General features: G+C 56.7%; 24 protein-coding genes. 17 read left to right on the top strand and 7 right to left on the bottom strand.

The window, feature by feature from the left end; genetic code table 11:
* Positions 1 to 68: 68 nt before the first annotated feature.
* Positions 69 to 839: a lysophospholipid acyltransferase family protein gene (locus tag AC6CIA_RS16695; protein WP_498313533.1), complete on the top strand. Its 771-nt coding sequence runs from the start codon at positions 69 to 71 to the stop codon at positions 837 to 839.
* 372 nt (positions 840 to 1,211) lie between these two features.
* Here AC6CIA_RS16695 and AC6CIA_RS16690 read toward each other — a convergent pair whose 3' ends face one another.
* From AC6CIA_RS16690 to AC6CIA_RS16680, 3 genes are all read right to left on the bottom strand, one after another.
* Positions 1,212 to 3,515: a CHASE2 domain-containing protein gene (locus AC6CIA_RS16690; protein WP_498313531.1), complete on the bottom strand. Its 2,304-nt coding sequence runs from the start codon at positions 3,513 to 3,515 to the stop codon at positions 1,212 to 1,214.
* An 18-nt stretch (positions 3,516 to 3,533) separates the two neighbouring features.
* The gene (locus AC6CIA_RS16685; RefSeq protein WP_498313529.1) at positions 3,534 to 4,514 is read right to left on the bottom strand and encodes a FecR family protein; all 981 of its coding nucleotides are present in this window, start codon (positions 4,512 to 4,514) and stop codon (positions 3,534 to 3,536) included.
* A 405-nt stretch (positions 4,515 to 4,919) separates the two neighbouring features.
* A complete protein-coding gene (locus tag AC6CIA_RS16680; protein ID WP_498313527.1) occupies positions 4,920 to 5,174 on the bottom strand; it encodes a hypothetical protein in 255 nt (84 codons plus the stop codon).
* 216 nt (positions 5,175 to 5,390) lie between these two features.
* Here AC6CIA_RS16680 and AC6CIA_RS16675 point away from each other — a divergent pair, with 216 nt between their 5' ends.
* On the top strand, positions 5,391 to 6,131 hold the full coding sequence (locus tag AC6CIA_RS16675; RefSeq protein WP_498313525.1) for a response regulator transcription factor: 741 nt from the start codon (positions 5,391 to 5,393) through the stop codon (positions 6,129 to 6,131).
* 93 nt (positions 6,132 to 6,224) lie between these two features.
* Here AC6CIA_RS16675 and gyrB read toward each other — a convergent pair whose 3' ends face one another.
* Genes gyrB through dnaA form a run of 4 tightly spaced genes read right to left on the bottom strand, consistent with a single transcriptional unit; the run spans position 6,225 to position 12,425 of the window.
* Positions 6,225 to 8,642 carry a DNA topoisomerase (ATP-hydrolyzing) subunit B gene (gene gyrB / locus AC6CIA_RS16670; RefSeq protein WP_498313523.1) on the bottom strand — a complete coding sequence of 806 codons (2,418 nt, stop codon included), beginning with the start codon at positions 8,640 to 8,642 and terminating at the stop codon, positions 6,225 to 6,227.
* Positions 8,643 to 8,646: 4 nt separating this feature from the next.
* Positions 8,647 to 9,750 carry a DNA replication/repair protein RecF gene (gene recF / locus AC6CIA_RS16665; RefSeq protein ID WP_084378377.1) on the bottom strand — a complete coding sequence of 368 codons (1,104 nt, stop codon included), beginning with the start codon at positions 9,748 to 9,750 and terminating at the stop codon, positions 8,647 to 8,649.
* A gap of 20 nt (positions 9,751 to 9,770) precedes the next feature.
* Positions 9,771 to 10,874, bottom strand: a complete 1,104-nt coding sequence (gene dnaN, locus AC6CIA_RS16660) for a DNA polymerase III subunit beta (RefSeq protein WP_084378376.1) — start codon at positions 10,872 to 10,874, stop codon at positions 9,771 to 9,773.
* A gap of 39 nt (positions 10,875 to 10,913) precedes the next feature.
* On the bottom strand, positions 10,914 to 12,425 hold the full coding sequence (dnaA, locus tag AC6CIA_RS16655; protein ID WP_498313521.1) for a chromosomal replication initiator protein DnaA: 1,512 nt from the start codon (positions 12,423 to 12,425) through the stop codon (positions 10,914 to 10,916).
* A gap of 585 nt (positions 12,426 to 13,010) precedes the next feature.
* Here dnaA and rpmH point away from each other — a divergent pair.
* The 15 genes from rpmH to atpA all read left to right on the top strand — a co-directional run bounded on the left by rpmH (position 13,011) and on the right by atpA (position 26,195).
* The gene (rpmH, locus tag AC6CIA_RS16650) at positions 13,011 to 13,145 is read left to right on the top strand and encodes a 50S ribosomal protein L34 (protein WP_003213577.1); all 135 of its coding nucleotides are present in this window, start codon (positions 13,011 to 13,013) and stop codon (positions 13,143 to 13,145) included.
* 13 nt (positions 13,146 to 13,158) lie between these two features.
* Entirely contained in the window at positions 13,159 to 13,566 is a 408-nt protein-coding gene (rnpA, locus tag AC6CIA_RS16645; protein WP_498313677.1) for a ribonuclease P protein component, read from the top strand.
* On the top strand, positions 13,559 to 13,804 hold the full coding sequence (gene yidD, locus AC6CIA_RS16640; RefSeq protein ID WP_010465488.1) for a membrane protein insertion efficiency factor YidD: 246 nt from the start codon (positions 13,559 to 13,561) through the stop codon (positions 13,802 to 13,804). The genes rnpA and yidD overlap by 8 nt, the downstream gene beginning before the upstream one ends.
* A 2-nt stretch (positions 13,805 to 13,806) precedes the next feature.
* Positions 13,807 to 15,489, top strand: a complete 1,683-nt coding sequence (gene yidC, locus AC6CIA_RS16635; RefSeq protein WP_339529609.1) for a membrane protein insertase YidC — start codon at positions 13,807 to 13,809, stop codon at positions 15,487 to 15,489.
* Positions 15,490 to 15,569: 80 nt separating this feature from the next.
* Complete coding sequence (mnmE, locus tag AC6CIA_RS16630) at positions 15,570 to 16,940, top strand: tRNA uridine-5-carboxymethylaminomethyl(34) synthesis GTPase MnmE (RefSeq protein WP_498313519.1); 1,371 nt, start codon at positions 15,570 to 15,572, stop codon at positions 16,938 to 16,940.
* Between the two features lie 549 nt (positions 16,941 to 17,489).
* Complete coding sequence (gene mnmG / locus AC6CIA_RS16625) at positions 17,490 to 19,382, top strand: tRNA uridine-5-carboxymethylaminomethyl(34) synthesis enzyme MnmG (protein WP_498313517.1); 1,893 nt, start codon at positions 17,490 to 17,492, stop codon at positions 19,380 to 19,382.
* Positions 19,379 to 20,023: a 16S rRNA (guanine(527)-N(7))-methyltransferase RsmG gene (rsmG, locus tag AC6CIA_RS16620; RefSeq protein ID WP_498313515.1), complete on the top strand. Its 645-nt coding sequence runs from the start codon at positions 19,379 to 19,381 to the stop codon at positions 20,021 to 20,023. Before mnmG ends, rsmG begins: the two co-directional genes overlap by 4 nt.
* Positions 20,024 to 20,041: 18 nt before the next feature.
* Positions 20,042 to 20,839, top strand: a complete 798-nt coding sequence (locus tag AC6CIA_RS16615) for a ParA family protein (protein ID WP_339529617.1) — start codon at positions 20,042 to 20,044, stop codon at positions 20,837 to 20,839.
* A 9-nt stretch (positions 20,840 to 20,848) separates the two neighbouring features.
* Positions 20,849 to 21,721 carry a ParB/RepB/Spo0J family partition protein gene (locus AC6CIA_RS16610; RefSeq protein WP_498313513.1) on the top strand — a complete coding sequence of 291 codons (873 nt, stop codon included), beginning with the start codon at positions 20,849 to 20,851 and terminating at the stop codon, positions 21,719 to 21,721.
* Positions 21,722 to 21,869: 148 nt separating this feature from the next.
* Positions 21,870 to 22,277 carry a F0F1 ATP synthase subunit I gene (locus AC6CIA_RS16605; protein WP_339529621.1) on the top strand — a complete coding sequence of 136 codons (408 nt, stop codon included), beginning with the start codon at positions 21,870 to 21,872 and terminating at the stop codon, positions 22,275 to 22,277.
* 16 nt (positions 22,278 to 22,293) lie between these two features.
* Positions 22,294 to 23,163 carry a F0F1 ATP synthase subunit A gene (gene atpB / locus AC6CIA_RS16600; RefSeq protein ID WP_339529622.1) on the top strand — a complete coding sequence of 290 codons (870 nt, stop codon included), beginning with the start codon at positions 22,294 to 22,296 and terminating at the stop codon, positions 23,161 to 23,163.
* A 133-nt stretch (positions 23,164 to 23,296) separates the two neighbouring features.
* Complete coding sequence (atpE, locus tag AC6CIA_RS16595; protein ID WP_002555987.1) at positions 23,297 to 23,554, top strand: F0F1 ATP synthase subunit C; 258 nt, start codon at positions 23,297 to 23,299, stop codon at positions 23,552 to 23,554.
* A 55-nt stretch (positions 23,555 to 23,609) separates the two neighbouring features.
* Entirely contained in the window at positions 23,610 to 24,080 is a 471-nt protein-coding gene (locus AC6CIA_RS16590; RefSeq protein ID WP_007903028.1) for a F0F1 ATP synthase subunit B, read from the top strand.
* A 12-nt stretch (positions 24,081 to 24,092) separates the two neighbouring features.
* Positions 24,093 to 24,629, top strand: a complete 537-nt coding sequence (locus AC6CIA_RS16585) for a F0F1 ATP synthase subunit delta (protein ID WP_084378366.1) — start codon at positions 24,093 to 24,095, stop codon at positions 24,627 to 24,629.
* A gap of 21 nt (positions 24,630 to 24,650) precedes the next feature.
* Positions 24,651 to 26,195: a F0F1 ATP synthase subunit alpha gene (gene atpA, locus AC6CIA_RS16580; protein WP_177061893.1), complete on the top strand. Its 1,545-nt coding sequence runs from the start codon at positions 24,651 to 24,653 to the stop codon at positions 26,193 to 26,195.
* The last annotated feature ends 8 nt before the right edge of the window (positions 26,196 to 26,203 follow it).

Here is a 26,203-nt window from a genome sequence, read left to right as displayed (position 1 = left end):
CTGACCAAGGACTGTTCGGGAGCGCGCTTTTAACAGGCGGGCCTTGCCCCGCAACGGTAAATGCCGCCATGTCGATTTTGCAGGCCATCAGAACCTTTTTCTTTTACCTGCTGCTGGGCACCAGTTCCTTGCTCTGGTGCACCCTGAGCTTTTTTATCGCGCCCTTTTTGCCGTTCAAGGCGCGCTATCGTTTCATCAACGTTTATTGGTGCCGCTGCGCGTTGTGGCTGACCAAGGTATTGCTGAATATCCGTTTCGAGATCAAAGGCGCCGAGCATGTCCCGGACCAGCCTTGCGTAATTCTGTCGAACCACCAGAGCACCTGGGAGACCTTCTTTCTCTCGGCGTACTTTTCGCCCCTGAGCCAGGTGCTCAAGCGTGAGCTGCTATTCGTACCCTTCTTTGGTTGGGCCATGGCGATGCTGCGCCCGATTGCGATTGATCGCGACAACCCCAAGGCGGCGCTCAAGCACGTTGCAAAGAAGGGTGACGAATTGCTCAAGGACGGGGTCTGGGTGCTGATTTTCCCCGAGGGTACACGTGTGCCGTTTGGCACTGTGGGCAAGTTCTCCAGGGGCGGTACGGCATTGGCGGTCAACGCCAACCTGCCAGTGCTGCCGATCGCCCACAACGCGGGCAGGTTCTGGCCGAAAGAGGGCTGGGCCAAACGCGCAGGCACCATCACCGTGGTCATCGGCGAACCGATGTACGCCGAAGGCGAGGGGCCACGCGCCATTGCAGCGCTGAATGACCGTGCAGCCGCATGGAATGAGGCTCAACAAAGGGCGATGGGATCGTTGCCGCCACTGCCGGTTGCAGAAAACCCGGCGGCAATGTGAATTCTGTGGATAAGCTGTGTACGCTTTGTTCGTGAATTGTCGATTTTTGCTTTTAAATTATTGATTTTATTACATATTTCTTAAGCTGATAAAACACACTGAAAACGTGCATAAGTTTTTTTCCAACGATAAAAACCAGCTCTTGCGGCTAAACCGATCAGTTAAGCGAATGAGACATCCTGTAGGAGCGAGCTTGCTCGCGAAAAACGTCAACGATAACGCGTGCCTTCTGGATAAACGCGGCGCCTTTGAGTTCTTCGCGAGCAAGGGCTAGGCGCCCCCCTTGCTCCTGCAGAAAGCCTTAACTGATCGGCATTAGCCCTCGCGGCCGGTTTTTCATGCACGGGTGAACTTCGCTTTCATCCGGTCGTTCTACTCCTGCCACAACGGCAATTGCAGGATGAAAACCGTGCCCTGTCCAACCACGCTTTCGCACTCGATCCTTCCATTGTGACGGTCCACCACGGTCTTGACCATGGTCAGGCCCAGACCCAGGCCTTCGCTGCCCTGGGCAGAAGCGAAGCGTCGATATTGGCTGAACAGCTCTGGCAGATCCCCAGGCGCGATGCCGGGGCCCTGATCCCTGATTCGGCACGCCAGCCATTCGCCACTGCACTCGACACTCAACGTAACCGTCGTACCGGACGGACTGTATTTGATTGCGTTCTGCAACAGGTTGAATAAGGCGCGGGTCAACAGCGATTGATCCGCCAAGACCATTTCTTCACCTGCCTCATCCAACTGGTGAATCAAGTGGATACCTTTCAACTGCGCCAACAGCGCCACCTGATCAAAAGCATCGAGTACCAGCATGGCGAACAGACTCGGCTGAAACTGATAGCCATCGGATTCAGCCTTGGCTAACTGGACGAACGACTCGGTCAGGTTCAGGGCGCGGCGCACCTGTTGTTCGATTTGGGCAAATACCGGGGAAGCCTCAGGGGTTTCATGGCGTTGAACGTCCAGGAGCGCGAGAATCGCCGAGTGCGGCGCGCGCAAATCGTGGGACAAGAAGCGTAGAAGCGTTTCGCGCTGCTGCTGGGCTTCACGTTCGATGCTCAGATCCGTCAGGCTCAATAACCAACCCAACGCCACTTCGCCATCAGCCGGCAGCAATGGCGCAAGCTCCAGGCGCAGGCTGCGTTGTCGAATGTCGCGAAACTCGCCGATCTCCAGCGCCGACATCGGCGGGCGCACACCTTCCAACAACGGGGGATAGCCCAATGCCGCAAGCTGCTCCTGCAGGTTTTCATTGACCAGCTCGCTATCAAACACCTCGCGGGCGATGCGGTTAGCCAACAGAACGTTGCCTTTCGGGTCGGTAATCAGCGTGGCTACCGGCAGACACTCCAACCCATCGGCCATAAAGCGTCGCGTGTCGCGCGTGCGACTCACGGCTTGCTCCAGGGCATAGATACGACCCTGCAACACGTCTCCGTTGCTGACGGGCGCACGGCGGCGTTCTGGCAGCACTTTGGGCTCACTGTCGAGCCGTGCCAGCTCCCAGCCGAAATACGCCAGGATCACGCTCAGGCGACGCCAGTTCCAGATCAAGTACCCGAGCAGCAAGCCGATCAGGCAGGCCGCGGGTGACCACCACGCGCCCAGGCGCAATAAGCCCCAAGCGCCGAGGAGGGCGATCGTCATGCTACCCAGGGTCAACCACAATGCATAACGCGGGCGAAACAGCAGCAGGCCCAGCAACACCGCCACCATTGAGGTCGCCAGCAATGCCGCCAGCCAGCCGGGCAAGACGGTAATGCTGCGTCCCTGCATCAAACCGTTGAGGATATTGGCCTGGATTTCCACGCCTGGTGTGGTGCCTACGCTGGCCGACAAGGGCGTGACGTAACGATCCCCCATGCCTGGCGCAGTGGCGCCCACCAGAATCAAACGATCACGCAGCAACTCGGGCGGGACCTCACCGCGCAGCACGCTGACATAAGGCACGCTGGGAAAGCCGTCGTCGGCCGCGATAAAGGGAATCCGAATAGCATTGTCGCGCTGCCAGTCCTTGCTCGTTGACGCGGCAGACAAGCCTGGCATGTCGGTTTTCCCGCCATTCAGCTCGTAGGCCAACCAAGCCAGTTGCGGCCTCATTTGCCCAGCCGGCCCCTCCCGCAGATAGAGGCTGCGAACGATACCGTCGCCGTCGGCTTCCACATTGATATGCCCAATGCCCCTGGCGCAATCACGCAGCGGCGGCACCGGCAATATTTGCCGTATCGGCTGGGCATAACGCGGCGTGCCTTCGCGGATCAGCGGCAGCAGGACATTGCCCGCCTGGCAAATCGCCTGGGCCAGACGCTGGTCATCGGCGGGATCGCGTGCCGGTTCACTGAAAATAACATCGAACAAAATGCCTGCAGGTTTGGCTGCGTTCAATTGGTCAATCAGATCGGCGTGCAGGCGACGTGACCAGGGCCATTGTCCCAATTGCCTGAGACTCAGGTCATCGATGGTCACCAGCAAAACGCGCGGCTCCACCGGTAACGGCGTTAACCGCCGAAGGCTGTCATACAGCAGATTATTGAGCGCAAAGCCAGGGCTGAGGGACAGGAAAGCGGTCATCGGCAACAGGAGCAGACTGATCCACAACCATTCCCGCACAAGACCATTGAACAGGCGTTGCGCTTGCGTCGGCTGGCGCTTTTCAGCCTTGCGCCACAGCCTCACCGGCAGGTCGCCCCAGTGTTACTGCACACGGGAGGCGGGCGGATAATAGAAGATGTCATAAACCCCAGCCTCTCCCTCCAGTCCTTGCTCATCAAACGCGGACACGCGAACGTGATAGAACGATGCCTTGAGCCCAGTGAAGCTTACACGCGGTTCACTGGAAAAATTTTCCTGCTTGATGTTCATAAAGGCTTTATCGGAGGCGACCTGGGCACGGTAGCGTTGCGCACCCGGCAGCGGACGCAGGAATAACGTCCACACCGGGGCATCACCTTTCTGGCCGTCCTGCCCGACCAGACTCGGGGCGCCCAGCAACTCCACGGTTTTCAACTCACCCTGTTTTTTGAACAAGACGCCTTGCCGGGCACCGACCTGCAATGGCTCTTCCACCGCGCCCACGGGCACTTCGGTTGGGTGCCCCGCATCCAGGTGCTCGGCGCGACTGACCGCGACCAGACCGTTGAGCACCTCGACCACCGACTGATCATCGTCGTTGCGTACGCGAAAGTGAGTGCCACGCACGCCCAACACACCTACCGGGGTCACGATCTGAAAGCGATCATGATCACTGGTGCGCTTGAGCACATAGGCTTCGACCTGGCCTTGCTCCAGAATCACCTGGGGAATCGCCCGCTCGGATGCCAGCTGCAACCGAACCTGAGAGCTGGAGGGCAGGACCACCCGCGAGCCATCTCCCAACAACAGACTGACAAACGCCGACGGCGAGGTCTGCACACCTTCCTGCTCATCGATCACCATGCCTTCTTCGAGCACGCTCGGGCGGCCTTTGGCATCCAGTTTCCAAGCTTCGCCCGTGAGGTGTTGGACGACCGCAGGCAACGGCTGTGCCCGACAGAGCAGGTTGTCATCAATATAGGGCGCACGAACAGCCGCTGGCTTCGCCATGACCCCCGGACTGCTGGCACAGAGCGCCAGGATCAAGCCGGAGCTTAATAAAAAAGAGAGAGGAGAGCGGGTACGACGAGGGAAGAGGGTCATGGTATCCATCAAGGTTCAAGTTCTAATAATTCATCAGAAAGCGCGTTCAGAAAGCGTCTTGCTGGAGCAGGACCTTGAGTGCCGCCTACGATACCCGATGATGCATCGCACTCGATAGCCGAAATGTCTGACGCGATAGAAACGACCGCTGGCTGGACCGTGACCCATTGAGAATGGATGACACGTCCCTGTGTCGGCCGGTTCGACATTGTCGAGCCGGGTGTACATCGAAGAAATACTGTCCTTCACATCTCCCCGACAACAGTCCGCGGCGAACCTCGGACTACAGATGACACGTCCCTATGTCGAGAGCGCTTCCCGCGCACGCCCTCCGTGTTTCACATAGTGATAGGGAATTTACCTACAACAAGGGTCTGCGTGGAGCTTTGCCACATTTGTTCAGATTCAGAATATCCAGCGCTGGGTGGTTGGCTGGTGCAAACGTGGCGCATCCACCTGCAGGCCTGCGTACCCCAAGGAGTCAACGGCCTCATTCAACGAGTGAACTTCATTAAACGCAACTATCATGGTCGGGTTACTGGCACTCACCGTTTCTGTGCCAAGCGTCGCAGCGGCTACCACCATCAGCATCTTTGCCCACACACTGACCTTCTGCAGGACGATCGCTCGTCGTGATAGCGCATAAAAGCGGATTGCCATTGATCCTTTTCCTTAGGAGCTCGAGCCGGTATCGTTCCAGCTGTGTACGCGATGTTTAACGGCCTAAGGGCTATCTGATATCAGCGTACCGAGAGTTCCACGGGACTTGAGAATCTGGTCATAATTGTTCAGATTCAACACTCGGTTTTTGCGCAGCTACCGGCGGCGTTAGCAATACCTGCGTAGCACTCATCAAGAAAGAAAGGACCCTCCCACATGCGTGTCGCGATACTGGATGACGAACCTGCTGAATTGAAGCGGGTGGAACAGACACTGCGACAAATTCCAAACGCCTCGGAACAGCCATGGACGCTGCATTGCTTCGAGCGCGGTGAAGACTTGCTGCGCCAATTGCGCCGGGAAACGTTTGATTTGCTGGTGCTTGACTGGCAGTTACCTGACCTCAGCGGCCTGGCCATTTTGCGCTGGACCCGCGAACACCTCGAGGCACCGCCCCCTGCCATCATGCTCACCAGTCGCGATGCAGAGGCCGATATCGTCACGGCGTTGAACAGCGGCGCGGATGACTACGTCAGCAAACCCTTTCGTCCGAACGAACTCAAGGCACGCGTTACGGCGGTCCTGCGTCGCCACGGCTTAAATAAAGCCAAGACCAGCGAAATATCGATTTTTAATGATCTGACGTTTGACGATGCGGAACTTACCGTGACCCGCAACGGCACGCCTATCAACCTCACCGAAAGAGAGTACCGACTGGCGCGCTGCCTGTTCGACAACCTGGCTCGACCGCTGTCCCGAGAGTATTTATACGAGCGGTTCTGGACCCATGAAGAAATGGTCTCTTCAAGGCCCCTGGATACTCATATCTATCGATTACGCAACAAACTAGGTCTGACGGCTGATCGCGGGTGGCAGTTGCTGACTATCTACGGCTACGGGTACCGACTGGAAAGCGTCACCGCTTCCAGTGGGGAAGATGAAGAAAAACTGGCTTGATGTTCCACGTGGAGCATTCCGCCATTTGATTTTTTGCTCAAAAAAAAGGCCAACGCTAAGCGTTGGCCTTTTTTGTTTGGCGTGTCTGCTGGATCAGAAATCCAGGTTGGAAACCGCCAGGGCGTTGCTCTCGATGAAGTCTCGACGAGGCTCGACCGCATCACCCATCAGGGTGTTGAAGATCTGATCCGCGCCAATCGCGTCTTCGATGGTCACACGCAACATGCGACGCTGGCTTGGGTCCATGGTGGTTTCCCAGAGCTGATCCGGGTTCATTTCGCCCAGACCTTTGTATCGCTGAATGGTGTGACGCTTGGTGCTTTCATTCATCAACCAGTCGAGGGCTTCCTTGAACTCCTTGACTGCTTTCTTGCGTTCACCGCGCTGGATATAAGCGCCGTCATCCAACAGGGTGCTCAATTGCGCACCGAGGGTAACAACCGTCTTGTAATCGTTGCTGCCGAAGAAGTCGCGGTTGAAGGTAATGTAATTCGACAAGCCATGGGAGATCAGTTCGACCTCTGGCAGCCAGACATTACGCTCACGGTCTTCACGCAGGCTGGCTTTGTATACCAGACCGGATTTTTCCACCGTGCGCAGGCGTGTCTCGTACTGTGCCAGCCAATCCTGCATCGCTGCATGATCGCCCAATTGCTCAAGGCTGACGGCCGGCAGATAGATAAAGTGCTCGGTCAGCTCCTGAGGGTACAGGCGCGACAAACGCTTGAGCGTCTTCATTACCATGCGGAAGTCGTTTACCAAACGCTCCAGCGACTCACCGGAGATGCCCGGAGCCTCATCGTTCAAGTGCAGGCTGGCATCTTCCAGGGCCGACTGCGTCATGTACTCTTCCATGGCGTCGTCGTCTTTGATGTATTGCTCTTGCTTGCCTTTTTTCACTTTATACAACGGCGGCTGGGCGATGTAGATGTAGCCACGCTCGATCAGCTCCGGCAACTGACGGAAGAAAAACGTCAGCAACAGGGTACGAATGTGCGAACCGTCGACGTCAGCATCGGTCATGATGATGATGTTGTGGTAACGCAGCTTGTCGATGTTGTATTCCTCGCGGCCGATGCCACAGCCCAGGGCCGTGATCAGGGTGCCGACTTCCTGCGAGGAAATCATCTTGTCGAAGCGGGCTTTCTCAACGTTGAGGATCTTGCCCTTCAACGGCAGGATTGCCTGGGTGCGACGGTTACGACCCTGCTTGGCGGAACCGCCAGCAGAGTCACCTTCCACCAGATACAGTTCGGAGAGGGCAGGGTCCTTCTCCTGGCAGTCCGCCAGTTTGCCCGGCAACCCGGCGATATCCAGCGCACCTTTACGACGGGTCATTTCACGGGCTTTACGCGCCGCTTCACGCGCCCGCGCCGCGTCGATCATTTTGCCGACAACCAGCTTGGCTTCGTTCGGGTTTTCCAGCAGGAAGTCGGAGAAGTACTTGCCCATTTCCTGTTCAACCGCAGTCTTCACTTCGGAGGAGACCAGTTTGTCTTTGGTCTGGGAGCTGAACTTCGGATCGGGAACCTTGACCGAAATAATCGCGGTCAGGCCTTCACGGGCATCGTCACCGGTGGTGGCGACTTTGTGTTTCTTCGCCAGGCCTTCTGCTTCGATGTAAGTGTTCAGGTTACGCGTCAGCGCAGAACGGAAACCCACCAGGTGGGTGCCGCCATCGCGCTGTGGAATATTGTTGGTGAAGCACAACAGGTTCTCGTTGAAGCTGTCGTTCCACTGCAAGGCGATTTCCACGCCGATGCCGTCTTCACGCTGAATGTTGAAGTGGAACACCTGGTTGACCGCAGTCTTGTTGGTGTTCAGGTATTCAACGAACGCGCGCAGACCACCTTCGTATTTGAACAGTTCTTCCTTGCCACTGCGCTCGTCCTTGAGGACGATACCCACACCGGAGTTAAGGAAGGACAATTCACGAATCCGCTTGGCCAGAATGTCCCAGCTGAAGTGGATGTTCTTGAAGGTTTCAGCCGAAGGCTTGAAGTGAATCTGCGTACCGGTGGTTTCGCTGTCGCCAACGATCTTCATCGGTGCTTGTGGAACGCCGTGGATGTAAGTCTGTTCCCAGATTTTTCCACTACGGCGGACGGTCAAGATCAGCTCTTCGGACAGAGCGTTGACCACCGACACACCTACACCGTGCAAACCGCCGGATACTTTATAGGAGTTGTCGTCGAACTTACCGCCAGCGTGGAGCACGGTCATGATGACCTCTGCCGCCGAAACGCCTTCTTCTTTATGCACATCAACCGGGATACCGCGACCGTTGTCGCGCACGGTGATGGATTCGTCCGGGTGGATGATGATGCTGATGTCGTCGCAGTGGCCGGCCAGAGCTTCGTCGATCGAGTTATCGACCACCTCGAACACCATATGGTGCAGACCGCTGCCATCATCGGTATCGCCGATGTACATACCGGGACGTTTGCGTACGGCATCCAAACCTTTAAGCACTTTAATGCTGGTCGAGTCGTACGTATTTTCTTCGCTCATGCCTTCACTCCCGATGGTCGTGGGTCTGGGTGATACGGCCTTGTTCCACGTGGAACAAAGCGACTGGCGTTTCCGTCTGCCAGCCTTCCCTCAATAATTCGTGATCTACACAGGTGATAAACACCTGGCAGCGTAAGTCTTCCAACAAGCGGCACAACGCGCGGCGATGTTGCTCGTCCAGTTCGGACGGCAAGTCATCCACCAGATAAATACACTGACCGCGTCGGGCTTGGCTAACCAAATGCCCTTGAGCGATACGCAGCGCACAGACCACCAACTTTTGCTGACCGCGGGACAAGATGTCTGCCGCGTTGTGTGCGCCTAATCTAAGACGCAAATCAGCACGTTGTGGCCCGGCCTGGGTGTGACCCATTTGCTGATCCCGTTGCAGCGACGACGCGAGCACTGCACTCAGCTCGCGCTCTTTGTCCCATCCACGGTAGTAACTCAGCGTCAGCCCCTCAAGCGCCAGCAGCTCGCTCAAGGTCTGTTCAAAGACTGGTTTCAAGGCTTTGATATAGGTGCGACGGTATTCATCTATTTCAGCGCTGGCCAGGCACAATTCCCGGTCCCAGGCAGCTTGCGAAGCGGCGTCAAGTGTACCATGCCGCAGCCACGAGTTCCGCTGTCGCAGGGCCTTCTGCAGGCGCTGCCAAGTAGCCATGAACCGTGGTTCCACGTGGAACACGCCCCAATCAAGAAACTGCCTGCGGATTTTCGGTGCGCCTTCCAGCAGGCGAAAGCTATCAGGGTTGATCAATTGCAGCGGCAGGATTTCCGCCAGCTGCGCAGCGCTGCGAGCATTCTGCCCATCGATCCGGATCTGAAACTCTCCCTGGCGATCTCTCGATACCCCCAGGCTGCTATGACCACCTTCCGCCAACTCAACCTGACCGAATACGGTACAGGCCAGCTGTTCGTACTGAATAACGGGTAACAAGCGCGCACTGCGAAAGGAACGCGCAAGCCCCAACAAGTGGATGGCTTCCAGCACGCTGGTTTTGCCACTGCCATTGACGCCATGGAGGATATTAATGCGGGGGGAAGGGGAGAAGGTCACCGGGTGCAGATTGCGCACCGCGGTGACCGAGACACGACTGAGGGACATCTAGCTTCTGCTGAACATGATTACAGACGCATCGGCATAACGACGTAGGCCGAGTCATCATTATCCGACTCTTGCACCAGCGCGCTGCTGTTGGAGTCAGACAGAATCAGGCGAACCTGTTCAGTCGTCATCACGCCCAGCACGTCCAGCAGGTAGCTGACGTTGAAGCCGATCTCCAGGGAGCCGCCGTTGTAATCGACGCCTACTTCTTCTTCCGCTTCTTCCTGTTCCGGGTTGTTAGCCTGGATCTTCAATTGACCATTGGCCAATTGCAGACGAATACCACGATATTTTTCATTGGAAAGAATCGCAGTACGGCTGAACGCTTCACGCAGGGCTTGGCGATCACCGATCACCAACTTGTCTCCGCCTTTGGGCAGGACACGCTCGTAATCCGGGAATTTACCGTCGACCAGTTTGGAGGTGAAGGTGAACTCGCCTGTCGTCGCGCGAATGTGGTGTTGGCCGAGGACGATGCTGACGTTGCCGTCCGGCTCGGTGAGCAAACGCGCCAGTTCGAGGATGCCCTTGCGCGGCACAATCACTTGGTGACGGTCCGGCTGACCGATGTCGGCCTGCATCGAACACATCGCCAGGCGATGGCCGTCAGTGGCCACGGCACGGATGATGCCTGCCGAGACTTCCAGCAGCATACCGTTGAGGTAGTAACGCACGTCTTGCTGGGCCATGGCGAAGCTGGTGCGCTCGATCAACCGGCGCAGCTTGCTTTGCTCCAGGCTGCACGTCAGCGACCCTGGGCCTTCTTCTACCGTCGGGAAGTCATTCGCCGGCAGGGTAGAGAGCGTGAAACGACTGCGCCCGGCCTTGACCACCAGCTTCTGCTCATCGACTTTGATGTCGATCATCGCGTCGTTGGGCAGGCTCTTGCAGATGTCCATCAGCTTGCGCGCAGGTACGGTGATTTCACCGGGCTCCGCGGCATCTTCCAGCTGTACACGACCAACCAGTTCGACTTCCAGATCGGTACCGGTTAACGACAGCTGCTGGCCTTCGACCACCAGCAATACGTTGGAAAGCACCGGCAAGGTCTGTCGGCGCTCGACGACGCCTGCGACCAGTTGCAGGGGTTTCAACAGGGCTTCGCGTTGAATGGTGAAATGCATGGTCTCGTCCCTTGCCTTAATAAGCTGCGCTGGTGTTCATCAAGTTGTCAGTGTACGCAGCAGGTTCTTGTAGTCCTCGCGAATGTCCGCGTCGGATTCCTTAAGTTCGTTGATCTTGCGGCATGCATGCAAGACCGTGGTGTGGTCACGACCACCAAACACATCACCAATTTCCGGCAGGCTGTGGTTGGTCAACTCCTTGGAGAGGGCCATGGCAACCTGACGAGGACGTGCCACCGAGCGCGAACGGCGCTTGGACAGCAGATCGGAAATCTTGATTTTGTAGTACTCGGCCACCGTGCGTTGAATGTTATCCACACTGACCAGCTTGTCTTGCAACGCCAACAAGTCTTTCAGCGATTCGCGAATCAACTCGATGGTGATATCGCGCCCCATGAAGTGCGAGTGAGCGATGACCCGCTTGAGCGCGCCTTCCAGCTCACGCACGTTGGAACGAATGCGCTGGGCGATGAAGAATGCAGCATCGTGAGGCAGGTCGACTTTCGCCTGGTCAGCTTTCTTCATCAGGATCGCGACCCGGGTTTCCAGCTCCGGAGGCTCTACCGCAACCGTCAGACCCCAACCGAAGCGCGATTTCAAACGCTCTTCCAGGCCTTCGATTTCCTTTGGATAACGGTCACTGGTCAAGATGACTTGCTGACCGCCTTCAAGCAACGCATTGAAGGTGTGGAAAAACTCCTCCTGGGAGCGTTCCTTGCGCGCGAAGAACTGAATGTCATCGATCAGCAGCGCATCGACCGAACGGTAGAACCGTTTGAACTCGTTGATAGCGTTGAGCTGCAAGGCCTTGACCATGTCAGCCACGAAGCGTTCCGAGTGCAGGTACACGACCTTGGCATTCGGGTTCTTCTTCAACAGATGGTTACCCACCGCATGCATCAAGTGAGTTTTACCCAAGCCGACGCCACCATAAAGGAAGAGCGGGTTGTAACCATGCTTGGGATTGTCGGCAACCTGCCAGGCCGCGGCACGGGCCAATTGGTTGGACTTACCTTCGACGAAATTCTCAAAGGTGAAGGTACGGTTCAGGTAGCTGGTGTGCTTGAGCGCCCCCTCGACCTGCACTGTGCGCTGTTCGGCACGAACCGGCGCCTGCTGGGAACTGGCACCCGCCATCGGATCGAAGCTGTCACGGGACGGCTCTTCGCTGACCGGCGCATTCTTCTGCGCAGAGGACTTCGTCGGGGCTGGCGCGGCCGGCGGGTTATTCACAGGCGCCGTTACCTGCGGTTGTGAAGCAGCAGCAGCCAACGGCGCATTCGGCGCGGGACGCGGTGCCGAGCTGCGTTTGCTACCTATTAATAAGGAAAGCGCCGGAGCCAGCCCGTTGCCATGTTCATCGAGCAATTCGAGAACGCGGCTCAGGTACTTCTCATTGACCCAGTCGAGAACAAAACGGTTGGGTGCATAGACGCGCAACTCGTCGCCTTCGGCTTCGACCTGTAGCGGACGGATCCAGGTGTTGAATTGCTGGGCAGGCAGCTCATCGCGCAAAAGCTCCACGCACTGCTGCCAAAGTTCCACTGACACGGATATCCCCTAAGTTGAAAGCCGGTGAGGCAAAAACAGCCGCCATTGTAGCGGCGAGCCGTCCACTTATCCACATGAAGGTTGCTCACAGGGCGTCAAGAATCACTGTCTTGGCAGAGGTAAAGCCGACCAATGGTCTGTGCATAAGCTCTGTGGATAAGCGGGCCTGAGCTCGTTGTACAAGTGGGGGCGAAAGTCTGTGGGTAACTGGCCTGTGGATAACCAAGCATTCCACACACAGCTTATCCGATAGCGCAGCACAGGCAGAACACCGTTTCTCCCCCGTGTTGTCATTCTCTGTACAGTACGTGAATAAAGGCCTCAATGTACTTATCCACAGAAGATCGGCTGCCTAGCTTTTATAAGCTTTACAGAAAAGCTTTAAATAACTTCCTTCTTTATTTTTATATCTATGGCATCACACAGGGAAGCCAGACCTTCCCGGACAAGCCCGAACGCTATAGAGATCTAATTGAAGGAAAAGCTGGTTGGAAATTGACCTAGAGGCTTGCTTTCTCTAGAATCGCCGGTCTCTTAAAACGGGGGCCATTCCGGCCCGTTGTGGACGAACCAGGTAACAACGCCATGAAACGTACTTTCCAACCCAGCACTATCAAACGCGCCCGTACCCACGGCTTCCGTGCCCGCATGGCCACCAAGAACGGTCGTGCCGTCCTGTCGCGTCGTCGCGCCAAAGGTCGTGCGCGTCTGGCAGTTTGATAATCCGGCACTGGTGGTGAGTCAGGACTTCAGTCGGGAAAAGCGTCTGCTAACTCCCCGGCATTTCAAGGCAGTCTTTGACTCCCCCACCGGCAAGGTTCCGGGGAAAAATCTCCTGCTCCTTGCGCGTAACAACGATCTTGATCACCCCCGTCTCGGGTTAGTGATCGGCAAGAAGAGCGTCAAGCTCTCCGTTGAGCGCAATCGCCTCAAGCGTCTGATGCGCGAATCGTTTCGCCTCCACCAGGACACTCTGGTTGGTTGGGATATTGTTATCGTCGCGCGCAAAGGCTTGGGGGACGTAGAAAACCCCGAATTGATTCAGCATTTCGGCAAGCTCTGGAAACGTTTGGCTCGTAACCCCAAGCCAGCGCCAGCAGTCGGCCCCGAAACTGTAGGGGTAGACAGCACTGATGCGTAAACTGGCCCTCGTTCCGATCCAGTTTTACCGCTATGCCATTAGTCCGCTGATGGCCAGCCACTGTCGTTTCTACCCCAGCTGTTCCTGCTACGCGTATGAAGCCATAGAAAATCATGGCCTTCTGCGCGGTGGCTGGCTGACCTTTCGTCGTTTAGGTCGCTGTCATCCGTGGAATCCCGGTGGTTATGACCCGGTTCCGCCTATCCCTACCTCCCGTTCTTCTTCGATGGCCGAGTAATCATGGATATTAAACGCACGATCCTGATCGTCGCCCTGGCAATCGTGTCCTACGTTATGGTTCTTAAATGGAACCAGGACTATGGCCAGGCTGCCCTGCCGACTCAGAATGTTGCTACCAATCAGTCTGCCCCGGCTATTCCGGACGCACCGTTGGGTAACAATGCTTCCGCCAGTGCCGATGTACCCAGCGCGAATGCAGAGACCAGTCCCCCTCTAGAAAATCCGGTCATCACCAATAAGGACCTCATCCACGTTAAAACGGATGTGCTGGACCTGGCGATCGACCCACAGGGTGGCGATATCGCCCAACTGAAGTTGCCGCTGTATCCACGTCGCCAAGACCATCCAGATGTGCCGTTCCAACTGTTCGATAACGGTGGTGAACGTGTTTATCTGGCACAAAGTGGCCTGACTGGCACTGACGGTCCTGATGCGCGGGCTACCGGTCGTCCGGTTTATTCGACTGAACAACGGACTTATCAACTGGCTGATGGCCAGAACCAGCTGAATGTCGACCTGAAATTCAGTCACGACGGCGTCAACTACATCAAGCGCTTCAGCTTTACCCGCGGTTTGTACGATCTGAAAGTCACCTATCTGATCGACAACCAGAGCGCCAAGCCGTGGACGGGCAACCTGTTCGCCCAGCTCAAGCGTGATGACAGCTCCGATCCATCTTCCAGTACCGCCACTGGCACCGCGACCTATCTGGGTGCAGCCCTGTGGACAAGTGCCGAGCCGTACAAAAAAGTGTCGATGAAAGATATCGACAAGGGCACGCTGAAAGAGACCGTCCAAGGCGGTTGGGTTGCATGGCTGCAACACTATTTCGTGACGGCATGGATCCCGAACAAAGGTGAATCCAACCTGGTTCAGACCCGCAAGGACAACCAGGGCAACTACATCATCGGTTTTACTGGCCCGGCATTGACCGTCGCGCCAGGTGCCAAGGCCGAAACCAGCGCCACGTTGTACGCCGGTCCTAAGAGCCAGGCAGTCCTGAAAGAGTTATCCCCAGGTCTGGAACTGACCGTGGATTACGGAATCCTGTGGTTCATTGCCCAGCCAATCTTCTGGCTGCTGCAACATATCCACAGCATCGTCGGTAACTGGGGCTGGTCGATCATCTTCCTGACCATGCTGATCAAGGGGATTTTCTTCCCGCTGTCGGCAGCCAGCTACAAATCGATGGCTCGCATGCGCGCCGTGGCACCGAAACTCGCCGCCTTGAAAGAGCAACATGGCGATGACCGGCAGAAAATGTCGCAAGCCATGATGGAGCTGTACAAGAAAGAGAAGATCAACCCGCTGGGTGGTTGCTTGCCGATTCTGGTACAGATGCCGGTATTCCTGTCGCTTTACTGGGTACTCCTGGAAAGCGTGGAAATGCGCCAGGCACCGTTCATGCTGTGGATAACCGACCTGTCGATCAAAGACCCGTTCTTTATCCTGCCGATCATCATGGGCGCCACCATGTTTATCCAGCAGCGCTTGAACCCGACGCCGCCGGATCCGATGCAGGCCAAGGTGATGAAAATGATGCCAATCATCTTCACCTTCTTCTTCCTGTGGTTCCCGGCTGGCCTGGTTCTGTACTGGGTAGTCAACAACGTGTTGTCGATCTCTCAACAGTGGTACATCACACGTAAAATCGAAGCGGCTACCAAAAAAGCCGAGGCGTAATTTACTCTGTGGATAAAACCACTCAAGACGCCCCCTAGTGGGGCGTTTTGCTTTCCGTCACTTTTGTCCGGGTACCCGTCATGAGCGTTCCTCGTGAAACCATCGTCGCTGTCGCCACCGCTCAAGGTCGTGGTGGCGTCGGTATCGTTCGAATTTCCGGCCCGCTCGCCCATGCGGCGGCCCGAGCCATCAGCGGCCGTGAGCTAAAGCCTCGGTACGCCCATTACGGCCCGTTTTTTGGGGATGAGCAGGAAGTTCTGGATGAAGGGATCGCGCTGTATTTTCCGGGACCCAACTCCTTTACCGGAGAAGATGTGCTGGAGTTACAGGGTCACGGCGGTCCGATCGTCCTCGATATGTTGCTGCAGCGCTGCCTGCAATTGGGTTGCCGCCTGGCTCGACCGGGCGAGTTCAGCGAGCGGGCGTTTCTCAACGACAAACTTGACCTGGCTCAGGCCGAGGCGATTGCCGATCTGATTGAAGCCAGTTCCGCGCAGGCTGCGCGCAACGCATTGCGCTCGTTGCAAGGTGCGTTCTCCCAGCGTGTGCATAACCTCACCGAGCAGCTCATCGGTTTGCGGATCTATGTCGAAGCGGCGATTGATTTTCCGGAAGAGGAAATCGACTTTCTTGCCGATGGCCACGTCCTCGCCATGCTCGATAAAGTCCGCGATGAGTTATCCACAGTTCTCAAGGAAGCAGGACAGGGCGCATTGTTGCGCGACGGGATGACGGTGGTTATCGCCGGTCGGCCCAACGCCGGCAAGTCCAGCTTGCTCAACGCGCTGGCTGGACGTGAAGCGGCGATTGTCACCGAGATTGCCGGCACCACCCGGGATGTATTGCGCGAACATATCCACATCGATGGCATGCCGCTGCATGTCGTCGATACCGCAGGACTGCGCGACACCGACGATCAAGTGGAAAAAATCGGGGTGGAGCGCGCGCTCAAAGCGATCGGCGAAGCCGACAGGGTCTTGCTGGTGGTGGACGCGACGGCGCCTGAAGCGGTGGATCCTTTTGCCTTGTGGCCGGAATTTCTCGAGCAGCGGCCAGACTCGGCCAAGGTTACGTTGATTCGCAACAAGGCTGATCTCACCGGCGAAGCCATTGCCCTGGAAGTCAGCGACGATGGCCATGTCACCATCAGCCTCAGCGCCAAGTCGGGTGGCGACGGTCTGGAGCTACTGCGTGATCACCTCAAGGCCTGCATGGGCTATGAGCAGACGTCTGAGAGCAGTTTCAGTGCCCGCCGCAGGCATCTGGAAGCGCTGCGGCATGCCAGCGCCGCCCTGGAGCACGGTCGTGCGCAACTGACCCTGGCGGGCGCTGGCGAGCTGCTGGCCGAAGATTTGCGTCAAGCCCAGCAGCTGCTGGGAGAAATTACCGGGGCATTCAGCTCCGACGATTTGTTGGGACGGATCTTTTCCAGCTTCTGCATCGGTAAATAACCTCGGCTGCCCCAGGCAGGCCATTCGTGCCTGTCTGTTTCGCCCGAATCCGGGCATCAATTCCTTCTGTTGAAAATAGCCCAAGGCCATAAACGGCTTTTTGGTGGGCGCGATTTGCCCTGACGAACGCTTTTCTGTGGATTAAGCCCTGTGAATAACCCGCCTTGTGCCCAGTTGATAACAGGGCTTGAAAACTGCGCATAATCCCCTCTGTGGATAACCATCTGTTTAATCCACAGGCTCAAGGCACTTATCCAAGGGCCTCCTTGCCACCTGACCACAGACTTTTGAATCTCTGTACACAGCGTAAAATATGGCTTGTAGAACCTTATCCACAGAAAACTGGCTCAGTATAAATAAACATAAAAACAAAGATTTAATAAATCTCTCTCTTTTAACTTCTATTACCTGCGATTCATCCACAGCTGGTTAAATTTTGTGCAAAGGGTTCTTTAGAAAGGCCTAAGTCCCTATACTTGCCGCCAAAGCTGTAAAACTCTCTCAACAATCAATTCCTGATTACCTACATAAGCAGGCACGAGGTGCGTGGTGGATTTCCCTTCCCGTTTTGAAGTGATCGTCATCGGCGGCGGTCATGCCGGTACCGAGGCAGCACTGGCGTCAGCGCGCATGGGCGTAAAAACCCTGCTGCTGACGCACAACGTGGAAACCCTCGGCGCCATGAGCTGCAATCCCGCAATCGGCGGAATTGGCAAAAGCCATCTGGTCAAGGAAATCGATGCCCTGGGTGGTGCGATGGCCATGGCCACCGATAAGGGTGGTATTCAGTTTCGCGTGTTGAACAGCCGTAAAGGCCCGGCTGTGCGCGCTACTCGTGCCCAGGCGGATCGGATCCTGTACAAGGCCGCCATCCGTGAAACCCTGGAAAACCAGCCGAATCTGTGGATATTTCAACAAGCGGCAGATGACCTGATTGTCGAGCAAGACCAGGTTCGTGGTGTCGTTACCCAGATGGGTCTGCGCTTTCTCGCAGAATCCGTGGTGTTGACCACGGGTACGTTCCTGGGCGGACTTATCCACATTGGTATGCAGAATTACTCAGGCGGACGTGCCGGTGATCCGCCTTCGATCGCACTGGCTCAGCGCCTGCGTGAGTTGCCATTGCTCGTGGGTCGCCTGAAAACCGGCACGCCACCGCGCATCGACGCACGCTCCGTGGATTTTTCGATGATGACCGAGCAAGCCGGCGACACGCCGATCCCGGTCATGTCGTTCATGGGCTCCAAGGAACAACATCCGCGGCAGATCAGCTGCTGGATTACCCACACCAATGCCCGAACCCACGAAATCATTGCCGCGAACCTCGACCGTTCGCCCATGTACTCCGGAGTGATCGAAGGCATTGGTCCGCGCTACTGCCCCTCGATTGAAGACAAGATCCACCGTTTTGCCGACAAGGAAAGCCACCAGGTCTTCATCGAGCCGGAAGGTTTGACCACCAACGAGTTGTATCCGAACGGAATTTCCACTTCCTTGCCGTTCGACGTGCAGATCCAGATCGTGCAATCGATCCGTGGCATGGAAAACGCCCATATCGTGCGTCCCGGCTACGCCATCGAGTACGACTACTTCGATCCGCGCGATTTGAAATACAGCCTGGAAACCAAAGTGATCGGTGGCTTGTTCTTCGCGGGGCAAATCAATGGCACCACCGGTTACGAAGAAGCCGGCGCCCAGGGATTGCTGGCCGGAACCAACGCCGCACTGCGCGCGCAGGGCAAGGACAGCTGGTGCCCGCGTCGCGATGAGGCCTACATCGGCGTGCTGGTCGATGACCTGATTACCCTCGGCACCCAGGAACCGTACCGAATGTTCACGTCGCGGGCCGAATATCGCCTGATCCTGCGCGAAGACAACGCCGATCTGCGCTTGACCGAAAAAGGTCGCGAGTTGGGGTTGGTCGATGACGTGCGCTGGGCAGCGTTCTGCAAAAAACGCGAAAGCATCGCGCTGGAAGAACAGCGCTTGAAAAGTACCTGGGTGCGTCCAGGTACCGAGCAAGGCGATGCGATTGCCGAAAAATTCGGCACGCCGCTGACCCACGAATACAATTTGCTCAACCTGCTGTCCCGTCCGGAAATCGATTACGCAGGCCTGGTCGACGTGACTGGCGGCGGCGCCGAAGATCCACAGGTCGCCGAACAGGTTGAAATCAAGACCAAATATGCCGGATACATTGATCGCCAGCAGGACGAAATCGCCCGTCTGCGTGCCAGTGAAAACACTAAATTGCCTGTGGATATCGATTACACCGGCATTTCCGGGTTGTCCAAAGAGATTCAAGGCAAGCTGGGGACAACGCGTCCGGAAACACTCGGCCAGGCTTCGCGTATTCCGGGTGTCACCCCTGCAGCCATTTCGCTGTTGATGATTCATTTGAAAAAACGCGGCGCGGGCCGTCAGTTGGAGCAAAGCGCTTGAGTTCGTTGGTCACCTCGCAACATGCCGAAGAGTTATCCACAGGTGCTCGTGAGTTGGGTGTCAACCTGACCGAGGCCCAGCACGAGTTGCTGCTGGGGTATCTGGCCCTGTTGATCAAATGGAACAAGGCGTACAACCTCACTGCCGTGCGCGACCCGGACGAGATGGTGTCTCGGCATCTGCTCGACAGTCTCAGCGTGATGCCGTTTATCGAAAACGGTCGCTGGCTGGATGTCGGCAGCGGTGGCGGCATGCCGGGTATTCCACTGGCGATCCTGTTTCCCGACTCGCAGGTGACCTGCCTGGACAGCAACGGCAAGAAAACCCGCTTCCTCACCCAGGTCAAACTCGAACTCAAACTGGATAACCTGCAAGTTATCCACAGCCGTGTCGAAGCCTATGTCCCTGAGCAGCCTTTTAATGGAATTGTTTCCCGGGCGTTCAGCAGCATGGAAAACTTCACCGGCTGGACTCGCCACCTTGGCGACCGCGATACGCGATGGCTGGCAATGAAGGGCGTCCATCCAAGCGACGAGCTGTTAGCATTGCCGGCGGACTTCCACCTCGATAGCGAACACGCCTTGGCCGTACCCGGTTGCCAAGGCCAACGCCATCTGCTGATACTGCGCCGCACGGCATGATTGGGAACACAAGCAAGAATGGCTAAGGTATTCGCGATAGCGAACCAGAAAGGTGGTGTGGGTAAAACCACCACCTGCATCAACCTCGCAGCTTCCCTGGTCGCTACCAAGCGCCGGGTGCTGTTGATCGATCTCGATCCACAGGGCAACGCCACCATGGGTAGCGGTGTGGATAAACATGGCCTGGAAAACTCGGTCTACGACGTGCTGATTGGTGAGTGCGACCTGGCCCAGGCCATGCACTATTCCGAGCACGGCGGCTATCAACTGCTGCCGGCCAACCGCGACTTGACCGCGGCGGAAGTGGTGCTGCTGGAAATGCAGATGAAAGAAAGTCGTCTGCGCAGCGCCTTGGCACCGATCCGCGAGAATTACGATTACATCCTGATCGACTGCCCGCCGTCGCTGTCGATGTTGACGCTGAATGCCTTGGTGGCCGCCGATGGGGTGATTATCCCCATGCAGTGCGAGTACTTTGCGCTCGAAGGTTTGAGCGACCTTGTGGATAACATCAAGCGGATCGCCGAGCTGCTCAACCCGAACCTGAAAGTCGAGGGCTTGCTGCGGACCATGTATGACCCGCGCCTGAGCCTGATGAACGACGTGTCGGCGCAGCTCAAGGAACACTTTGGCGATCAACTCTACGACACGGTGATTCCACGCAACATTCGCCTGGCCGAAGCACCAAGCTACGGCATGCCTGCGCTGGCATACGACAAATCCTCGCGGGGCGCACTGGCCTACCTGGCCCTGGCGGGCGAGATGGTTCGTCGCCAACGCCGTCACTCACGCACCGCTGCTGTCCAGCCAACTTAAGGAACCCCCATGGCCGTCAAGAAACGAGGTCTCGGACGTGGATTGGACGCACTGCTGAGTGGTCCGACTGTCACGACCCTTGAAGAACAAGCGGTTCAGGTCGATGAGCGCGAGTTGCAACATGTGCCGCTGGACCTGATCCAGCGTGGCAAATACCAGCCGCGCCGCGACATGGATCCCCAGGCCCTGGAAGAACTGGCGAACTCGATCAAGAGCCAGGGCGTGATGCAACCGATTGTGGTGCGTCCGATTGGTGGTGGACGCTTTGAGATCATTGCCGGCGAACGTCGCTGGCGTGCCAGCCAGCAGGCCGGCAAGGAAAGCATTCCGGCGATGGTGCGTGATGTGCCGGATGAAGCCGCCATCGCCATGGCGCTGATCGAGAACATTCAGCGCGAAGACCTCAATCCGATCGAGGAAGCTATCGCCCTGCAGCGCTTGCAGCAGGAATTCCAGCTGACCCAGCAACAAGTGGCCGATGCCGTGGGTAAATCCCGGGTGACGGTGTCCAACTTGCTGCGCCTGATCGCGCTTCCGGAAGTGATCAAGACCATGCTTTCCCATGGCGACCTGGAAATGGGTCACGCTCGTGCGTTGCTGGGATTGCCGGAAAATCAACAGGTTGAGGGGGCGCGACACGTTGTCGCACGAGGCCTTACCGTTCGTCAGACCGAGGCGCTGGTTCGTCAGTGGCTCAGTGGAAAACCGGCGGTGGTTGAAGCCGCCAAAGTCGATCCGGATATCGCTCGCCTCGAGCAGCGCCTGGCCGAACGCCTAGGCTCTGCGGTGCAAATTCGCCATGGGAAGAAAGGCAAAGGGCAATTGGTTATCGGATATAACTCTCTTGATGAGCTTCAGGGCGTCCTTGCCCACATCCGCTGAAACATTTGCTTATGTAGCGCGCAGTCGGAAATCACTACCCGGCAGTTGAATAGGGGCTGAACCGCCCCTATACTCTGCGCGCATTTTGTCGGCACAAATTATGCCAAGTTATTGATTTCCGGCAGCCGACCATTGAGGAGCAAGAGTGATGGAAACCCGCACGCCAAACACGTTGCCGTTCCATCGCCTGGCTGTTTTTCCGGTTTTAATGGCCCAATTTGTCATTTTGCTGATCGCCGCGTTGGCGCTCTGGTATTGGCATGGAGTCGTAGCCGGATATTCAGGTCTTTGCGGAGGCCTGATAGCCTTGCTGCCCAATATGTATTTTGCTCACAGGGCCTTTCGGTTTTCCGGCGCCCGAGCAGCCCAAGCCATCGTCCGGTCTTTTTATGCCGGTGAGGCGGGCAAACTGATTTTAACGGCAGTGCTTTTTGCACTGACCTTCGCAGGTGTGAAGCCATTGGCGCCGCTGGCTGTATTCGGTGTCTTCGTGCTGACCCAACTGGTCAGCTGGTTTTCGCCCCTGCTGATGAGAACAAGACTTTCGAGACCTTAGGGCGTTTGAGGCAACCATGGCAGAGACAACCGCTTCGGGCTATATCCAGCACCACTTGCAGAACCTGACGTTCGGTCAGCATCCTACTGGCGGCTGGGGCTTTGCCCACACCGCTGCAGAAGCCAAGGAAATGGGGTTCTGGGCTTTCCATGTCGATACGCTCGGCTGGTCGGTCGCATTGGGTCTGGTCTTCGTACTGCTTTTCCGCATGGCCGCCAAGAAGGCAACTTCTGGTCAGCCGGGTGCTTTGCAGAACTTCGTTGAAGTATTGGTCGAATTCGTCGATGGCAGCGTGAAAGACAGCTTCCATGGCCGTAGCCCGGTGATTGCGCCGCTGGCACTGACCATCTTCGTCTGGGTGTTCCTGATGAACGCCGTCGACCTGATCCCGGTCGATTGGATTCCTCAGTTGGCCATCCTGCTCTCCGGCGATCCGCACATTCCGTTCCGTGCCGTATCGACTACCGACCCGAACGCTACCCTGGGCATGGCCCTGTCGGTGTTCGCGTTGATCATTTTCTACAGCATCAAGGTCAAGGGCATCGGTGGCTTCATCGGCGAACTGACCCTGCACCCGTTCGGCAGCAAGAACATTTTCGTTCAAGCCCTGCTGATCCCGGTGAACTTCCTGCTGGAGTTCGTGACCCTGATCGCCAAGCCGATTTCCCTGGCCTTGCGACTGTTCGGCAACATGTATGCCGGCGAACTGGTGTTCATTCTGATCGCTGTGATGTTCGGCAGCGGTCTGCTCTGGCTTAGCGGCCTGGGCGTTGTTCTGCAGTGGGCGTGGGCTGTGTTCCACATCCTGATCATTACCCTGCAGGCGTTTATCTTCATGATGCTCACCATCGTCTACCTGTCGATGGCGCACGAAGAGAACCATTAAGGCCAGTCTCGACTAGCCTGATGTCCTTCCCGGTGAAACGGGAAGGTGGCCTGAAAGGGCTATGAAACGATTTGTTTTACCGCTTTAAAATCTAAAAAACCTAAACCATACGACGTAAAAGTCGGGAGGAAAGATGGAAACTGTAGTTGGTCTAACCGCTATCGCTGTTGCACTGTTGATCGGCCTGGGCGCCCTGGGTACTGCCATTGGTTTCGGCCTGCTGGGCGGCAAGTTCCTGGAAGGCGCAGCGCGTCAGCCAGAAATGGTTCCAATGCTGCAAGTTAAAATGTTCATCGTCGCCGGCCTGCTCGACGCCGTGACCATGATCGGCGTTGGTATCGCTCTGTTCTTCACCTTCGCGAACCCCTTCGTTGGTCAACTCGCTGGCTAATCACTCGATTGTCGAGTGATTAGTGTGTTGTGCAACGAACGAGCGAGGTGTTGGCGTGAACATTAATGCAACCCTGATTGGCCAGTCCGTTGCGTTCTTAATTTTTGTACTTTTTTGCATGAAGTTCGTATGGCCTCCGGTCATCGCAGCTTTGCACGAACGTCAGAAGAAGATCGCGGATGGACTGGACGCTGCCGCCCGAGCAGCTCGCGACCTGGAGTTGGCCCAAGATAAAGCGGGTCAGCAACTGCGCGAAGCGAAAGCTCAGGCAGCCGAAATCATTGAGCAAGCCAAGAAACGCGGTAACCAGATCGTTGAAGAGGCTGTTGAAAAAGCCCGTATCGACGCTGACCGTGTGAAGGTTCAGGCTCAGGCCGAGATCGAGCAGGAACTGAACAGTGTCAAAGATGCGCTGCGTGCCCAACTGGGTGCTCTGGCCGTCGGCGGTGCTGAGAAGATCCTGGGTGCCACAATCGATCAAAACGCGCACGCGGAGCTGGTAAACAAACTGGCTGCTGAAATTTAAGCGAGGGCGATCATGGCAGAATTGACCACGTTGGCCCGACCTTACGCTAAGGCAGCCTTCGAGCACGCCCAGGCCCACCAGCAGCTGGCCTCTTGGTCAGCCATGCTCGGCCTGGCTGCAGCAGTGTCGCAAGACGACACCATGCAGCGCGTGCTCAAGGCCCCGCGACTGACGAGCGCAGACAAGGCCGCCACGTTTATTGACGTGTGCGGCGACAAGTTTGATGTAAAAGTGCAGAACTTCATTCACGTCGTTGCCGAAAACGACCGTCTCCCGCTTCTGCCGGAGATTGCCGCTCTGTTCGACCTGTACAAGGCCGAGCAAGAGAAATCGGTAGACGTTGAAGTCACCAGTGCTTTTGCATTGAACCAAGAACAGCAAGACAAACTCGCCAAGGTTCTCAGTGCACGACTCAATCGGGAAGTGCGCCTGCAAGCTACGGAAGACAAATCCCTCATTGGGGGCATTGTCATTCGCGCCGGCGACCTGGTTATCGATGGCTCGGTTCGCGGCAAACTCGCGAGCCTTGCCGAAGCATTGAAATCTTGAGTTTGAAGGGGCAGCAGAGCAATGCAGCAACTCAATCCTTCCGAAATAAGTGAAATTATCAAGGGCCGCATCGACAAGCTCGATGTGACCTCCCAAGCCCGTAACGAAGGCACTGTCGTCAGCGTATCTGACGGCATCGTGCGGATTCACGGTCTGGCCGACGTCATGTACGGCGAGATGATCGAGTTTCCGGGCGGCGTCTACGGTATGGCCCTCAACCTGGAGCAAGACTCCGTAGGTGCCGTTGTATTGGGCGCTTACACCAGTCTGGCTGAAGGCATGAGCGCCAAGTGCACAGGCCGCATCCTCGAAGTTCCGGTTGGCAAGGAACTGCTGGGTCGCGTAGTCGACGCACTGGGTAATCCTGTTGACGGCAAAGGTCCGCTGAACAACACCGAGACCGATGCGGTCGAGAAAGTTGCTCCTGGCGTGATCTGGCGTAAGTCGGTAGACCAGCCTGTACAGACTGGCTACAAGGCTGTCGATGCCATGATCCCGGTCGGCCGTGGCCAGCGTGAGCTGATCATCGGTGACCGTCAGATCGGCAAGACCGCCCTGGCGATCGACGCGATCATCAACCAGAAAAACAGCGGCATTTTCTGCGTCTACGTCGCCATCGGTCAGAAGCAATCGACCATCGCCAACGTGGTTCGCAAGCTGGAAGAAAACGGCGCCCTGGCCAACACGATCATCGTGGCTGCCAGTGCTTCGGAATCTCCTGCGCTGCAATTCCTGGCACCGTACTCCGGTTGCACCATGGGTGAATTCTTCCGCGACCGCGGTGAAGACGCGCTGATCGTCTATGACGATCTGTCCAAGCAAGCAGTGGCTTACCGCCAGATTTCCCTGCTGCTGCGCCGTCCACCAGGCCGTGAAGCCTACCCAGGCGACGTGTTCTATCTCCACTCCCGTCTGTTGGAGCGCGCATCCCGCGTTTCCGAAGAGTACGTAGAGAAGTTCACCAACGGCGCAGTGACCGGCAAAACCGGTTCCCTGACCGCACTGCCGATCATCGAAACCCAGGCTGGCGACGTTTCCGCGTTCGTTCCGACCAACGTGATTTCCATCACCGACGGTCAGATCTTCCTGGAATCGGCCATGTTCAACTCCGGGATCCGTCCTGCTGTGAACGCCGGTGTTTCGGTATCCCGTGTGGGTGGTGCCGCTCAGACCAAGATCATCAAGAAGCTCTCCGGTGGTATCCGTACCGCTCTGGCTCAGTACCGTGAACTGGCGGCATTCGCCCAGTTCGCTTCTGACCTGGACGAAGCGACCCGTAAGCAACTTGAGCATGGTCAGCGCGTTACCGAGCTGATGAAGCAGAAGCAATACGCCCCAATGTCGATCGCTGACATGGCGTTGTCGCTGTATGCCGCTGAGCGTGGGTTCCTGACTGACGTCGAAATCGCCAAGGTCGGCAGCTTTGAACAAGCGCTGATTGCTTACTTCAACCGCGATCATGCCGATTTGATGGCCAAGATCAACGTGAAGGGTGACTTCAATGACGAAATCGACGCTGGCATGAAAGCCGGTATCGAGAAGTTCAAGGCCACCCAAACCTGGTAAGCCGCAGC

It is taken from the genome of Pseudomonas sp. GQ91 (assembly GCF_059758795.1).
The sequence above is the reverse complement of the archived record's forward strand: the minus strand, read 5'-3'. Positions and strand labels throughout refer to the sequence as shown.